We start from the raw sequence: 5,231 nt of genomic DNA, 5'->3' as shown, positions 1-5,231 counted from the left end.
AGCTAAGCGACTTCCATATCTCACAGGGGGCAACCCCCAACTACTTCCGGCGTTCTAGGGCTTAACTTCTGTGTTCGGCATGGGTACAGGTGTATCTCCTAGGCTATCGTCACTTAACTCTGAGTAATACCTACTCAAAATTGAATATCTATTCAAACCAAGAAAACTATACGCTTTCGTATTCTCAGTTACTTTGGATAAGTCCTCGAGCTATTAGTATTAGTCCGCTACATGTGTCGCCACACTTCCACTTCTAACCTATCTACCTGATCATCTCTCAGGGCTCTTACTGATATAAAATCATGGGAAATCTCATCTTGAGGTGGGTTTCACACTTAGATGCTTTCAGCGTTTATCCCTTCCCTACATAGCTACCCAGCGATGCCTTTGGCAAGACAACTGGTACACCAGCGGTAAGTCCACTCTGGTCCTCTCGTACTAGGAGCAGATCCTCTCAAATTTCCTACGCCCGCGACGGATAGGGACCGAACTGTCTCACGACGTTCTGAACCCAGCTCGCGTGCCGCTTTAATGGGCGAACAGCCCAACCCTTGGGACCGACTACAGCCCCAGGATGCGACGAGCCGACATCGAGGTGCCAAACCTCCCCGTCGATGTGAACTCTTGGGGGAGATAAGCCTGTTATCCCCAGGGTAGCTTTTATCCGTTGAGCGATGGCCCTTCCATACGGAACCACCGGATCACTAAGCCCGACTTTCGTCCCTGCTCGAGTTGTAGCTCTCGCAGTCAAGCTCCCTTATACCTTTACACTCTGCGAATGATTTCCAACCATTCTGAGGGAACCTTTGGGCGCCTCCGTTACCTTTTAGGAGGCGACCGCCCCAGTCAAACTGCCCGTCAGACACTGTCTCCGATAGGGATCACCTATCCGGGTTAGAGTGGCCATAACACAAGGGTAGTATCCCAACAACGTCTCCTTCGAAACTGGCGTCCCGATCTCTTAGACTCCTACCTATCCTGTACATGTGGTACAGACACTCAATATCAAACTGCAGTAAAGCTCCATGGGGTCTTTCCGTCCTGTCGCGGGTAACCTGCATCTTCACAGGTACTAAAATTTCACCGAGTCTCTCGTTGAGACAGTGCCCAAATCATTACGCCTTTCGTGCGGGTCGGAACTTACCCGACAAGGAATTTCGCTACCTTAGGACCGTTATAGTTACGGCCGCCGTTTACTGGGGCTTCAATTCATACCTTCGCTTATGCTAAGCACTCCTCTTAACCTTCCAGCACCGGGCAGGCGTCACCCCCTATACATCATCTTACGATTTAGCAGAGAGCTGTGTTTTTGATAAACAGTTGCTTGGGCCTATTCACTGCGGCTGACGTAAAGTCAGCACCCCTTCTCCCGAAGTTACGGGGTCATTTTGCCGAGTTCCTTAACGAGAGTTCTCTCGCTCACCTGAGGCTACTCGCCTCGACTACCTGTGTCGGTTTGCGGTACGGGTAGAGTATGTTTAAACGCTAGAAGCTTTTCTTGGCAGTGTGACGTCACTAACTTCGCTACTAAACTTCGCTCCCCATCACAGCTCAATGTTATAGAACTAAGCATTTGACTCAGTTCACACCTCACTGCTTAGACAGACACTTCCAATCGTCTGCTTTAGTTAGCCTACTGCGTCCCTCCATCACTACATACTCTAGTACAGGAATATCAACCTGTTGTCCATCGGATACACCTTTCGGTCTCTCCTTAGGTCCCGACTAACCCAGGGCGGACGAGCCTTCCCCTGGAAACCTTAGTCTTACGGTGGACAGGATTCTCACCTGTCTTTCGCTACTCATACCGGCATTCTCACTTCTATGCGTTCCAGCACTCCTCACGGTACACCTTCATCACACATAGAACGCTCTCCTACCATACCTATAAAGGTATCCACAGCTTCGGTAAATTGTTTTAGCCCCGGTACATTTTCGGCGCAGGGTCACTCGACTAGTGAGCTATTACGCACTCTTTGAATGAATAGCTGCTTCTAAGCTAACATCCTAGTTGTCTGTGCAACCCCACATCCTTTTCCACTTAACAATTATTTTGGGACCTTAGCTGGTGGTCTGGGCTGTTTCCCTTTCGACTACGGATCTTAGCACTCGCAGTCTGACTGCCGACCATAATTCATTGGCATTCGGAGTTTATCTGAGATTGGTAATCCGGGATGGACCCCTCACCCAAACAGTGCTCTACCTCCAAGAATCTCTAATGTCGACGCTAGCCCTAAAGCTATTTCGGAGAGAACCAGCTATCTCCAAGTTCGTTTGGAATTTCTCCGCTACCCACAAGTCATCCAAGCACTTTTCAACGTGCCCTGGTTCGGTCCTCCAGTGCGTCTTACCGCACCTTCAACCTGCTCATGGGTAGGTCACATGGTTTCGGGTCTACGTCATGATACTAAGGCGCCCTATTCAGACTCGGTTTCCCTACGGCTCCGTCTCTTCAACTTAACCTCGCATCATAACGTAACTCGCCGGTTCATTCTACAAAAGGCACGCTCTCACCCATTAACGGGCTCGAACTTGTTGTAGGCACACGGTTTCAGGTTCTATTTCACTCCCCTCCCGGGGTGCTTTTCACCTTTCCCTCACGGTACTGGTTCACTATCGGTCACTAGGGAGTATTTAGGGTTGGGAGATGGTCCTCCCAGATTCCGACGGGATTTCACGTGTCCCGCCGTACTCAGGATACTGCTAGGTACAAAGACTATTTTAAATACGAGGCTATTACTCTCTTTGGCTGATCTTCCCAAATCATTCTTCTATAATCTTTGAGTCCACATTGCAGTCCTACAACCCCGAAGAGTAAACTCTTCGGTTTGCCCTCCTGCCGTTTCGCTCGCCGCTACTAAGGCAATCGCTTTTGCTTTCTCTTCCTGCAGCTACTTAGATGTTTCAGTTCACTGCGTCTTCCTCCTCACATCCTTAACAGATGCGGGTAACAGGTAGTACCTGTTGGGTTCCCCCATTCGGAAATCCCTGGATCATCGCTTACTTACAGCTACCCAAGGCATATCGTCGTTTGTCACGTCCTTCTTCGGCTCCTAGTGCCAAGGCATCCACCGTGCGCCCTTATTAACTTAACCTTATTTTTTGACCTTTCAGTCATAAACTCTTATTAATACTACAGCGTTTTCGGTTTATTTTCTTGTTACTATTTGATATAGATATTCAATTTTCAATGTGCATTACTTGGTGATCTCTCACCAATGGAGCCTAGCGGGATCGAACCGCTGACCTCCTGCGTGCAAAGCAGGCGCTCTCCCAGCTGAGCTAAGGCCCCACAAGACCTCTCAAGACTAAACAAGACCAATGCGCAGTTCCTTATCCTTAGAAAGGAGGTGATCCAGCCGCACCTTCCGATACGGCTACCTTGTTACGACTTCACCCCAATCATCTATCCCACCTTAGGCGGCTGGCTCCTTACGGTTACCTCACCGACTTCGGGTGTTACAAACTCTCGTGGTGTGACGGGCGGTGTGTACAAGGCCCGGGAACGTATTCACCGCGGCGTGCTGATCCGCGATTACTAGCGATTCCGACTTCATGTAGGCGAGTTGCAGCCTACAATCCGAACTGAGACTGGCTTTAAGAGATTAGCTTGCCGTCACCGGCTTGCGACTCGTTGTACCAGCCATTGTAGCACGTGTGTAGCCCAGGTCATAAGGGGCATGATGATTTGACGTCATCCCCACCTTCCTCCGGTTTATTACCGGCAGTCTCGCTAGAGTGCCCAACTGAATGATGGCAACTAACAATAGGGGTTGCGCTCGTTGCGGGACTTAACCCAACATCTCACGACACGAGCTGACGACAACCATGCACCACCTGTCACCTCTGTCCCGAAGGAAAACTCTATCTCTAGAGCGGTCAGAGGGATGTCAAGACCTGGTAAGGTTCTTCGCGTTGCTTCGAATTAAACCACATGCTCCACCGCTTGTGCGGGCCCCCGTCAATTCCTTTGAGTTTCAACCTTGCGGTCGTACTCCCCAGGCGGAGTGCTTAATGCGTTAGCTACGGCACTAAACCCCGGAAAGGGTCTAACACCTAGCACTCATCGTTTACGGCGTGGACTACCAGGGTATCTAATCCTGTTTGCTCCCCACGCTTTCGAGCCTCAGCGTCAGTTACAAGCCAGAGAGCCGCTTTCGCCACCGGTGTTCCTCCATATATCTACGCATTTCACCGCTACACATGGAATTCCACTCTCCCCTCTTGCACTCAAGTTAAACAGTTTCCAAAGCGTACTATGGTTAAGCCACAGCCTTTAACTTCAGACTTATCTAACCGCCTGCGCTCGCTTTACGCCCAATAAATCCGGACAACGCTCGGGACCTACGTATTACCGCGGCTGCTGGCACGTAGTTAGCCGTCCCTTTCTGGTAAGATACCGTCACAGTGTGAACTTTCCACTCTCACACTCGTTCTTCTCTTACAACAGAGCTTTACGATCCGAAAACCTTCTTCACTCACGCGGCGTTGCTCGGTCAGACTTCCGTCCATTGCCGAAGATTCCCTACTGCTGCCTCCCGTAGGAGTCTGGGCCGTGTCTCAGTCCCAGTGTGGCCGATCACCCTCTCAGGTCGGCTATGTATCGTCGCCTTGGTGAGCCGTTACCCCACCAACTAGCTAATACAACGCAGGTCCATCTGGTAGTGATGCAATTGCACCTTTTAAGCAAATGTCATGCAACATCTACTCTTATGCGGTATTAGCTATCGTTTCCAATAGTTATCCCCCGCTACCAGGTAGGTTACCTACGCGTTACTCACCCGTTCGCAACTCATCCAGAAGAGCAAGCTCCTCCTTCAGCGTTCTACTTGCATGTATTAGGCACGCCGCCAGCGTTCGTCCTGAGCCAGGATCAAACTCTCATTAAAAGTTTGAGTTCTCACTCATTTCTGTCACTGACAGATTTATTGTTTTTTCATTGTTCAGTACTACAACAATTGTTGTAGCGCCCTGCACATTGGTTCGTCTTGTTCAGTTTTCAAAGGTCTTTGTCACTTGCTTCTCTCAAGCGACAACTATATTAGTATATCACAGTCGCTTTCGCTTGTCAACACTTTTTTGAAACTTTTTTAAAACTTTTTCATCAAGTGCCTCAACTGCAACATACCATAGTCCGTACGGGATTCGAACCCGTGTTACCGCCGTGAAAAGGCGGTGTCTTAACCCCTTGACCAACGGACCAGAGTTGTTTTCAACTCTTACTATTATAC

The 5,231-nt window shown here is 49.6% G+C and carries 2 tRNA genes and 3 rRNA genes; all 5 read right to left on the bottom strand.

The window, feature by feature from the left end:
- Position 1 precedes the first annotated feature (1 nt).
- The 5 genes from rrf to N8M95_RS09000 all read right to left on the bottom strand — a co-directional run bounded on the left by rrf (position 2) and on the right by N8M95_RS09000 (position 5,202).
- Positions 2-117 (bottom strand): 5S ribosomal RNA (rrf, locus tag N8M95_RS09020).
- Positions 118-193: 76 nt separating this feature from the next.
- Positions 194-3,095 (bottom strand): 23S ribosomal RNA (locus N8M95_RS09015).
- A 124-nt stretch (positions 3,096-3,219) separates the two neighbouring features.
- Positions 3,220-3,292 (bottom strand) — tRNA-Ala (locus tag N8M95_RS09010).
- A gap of 51 nt (positions 3,293-3,343) precedes the next feature.
- Positions 3,344-4,889: ribosomal RNA gene (locus tag N8M95_RS09005) — 16S ribosomal RNA — on the bottom strand.
- Together the 16S, 23S and 5S rRNA genes with 2 tRNA genes alongside form the textbook arrangement of a ribosomal RNA operon.
- Before the next feature lie 241 nt (positions 4,890-5,130).
- Positions 5,131-5,202 (bottom strand) — tRNA-Glu (locus N8M95_RS09000).
- Between the last annotated feature and the right edge of the window lie 29 nt (positions 5,203-5,231).

Source organism: Streptococcus mitis (genome assembly GCF_946190325.1).
In the GTDB taxonomy this organism is placed as follows: domain Bacteria; phylum Bacillota; class Bacilli; order Lactobacillales; family Streptococcaceae; genus Streptococcus; species Streptococcus mitis_CF.
The sequence above is the reverse complement of the archived record's forward strand: the minus strand, read 5'-3'. Positions and strand labels throughout refer to the sequence as shown.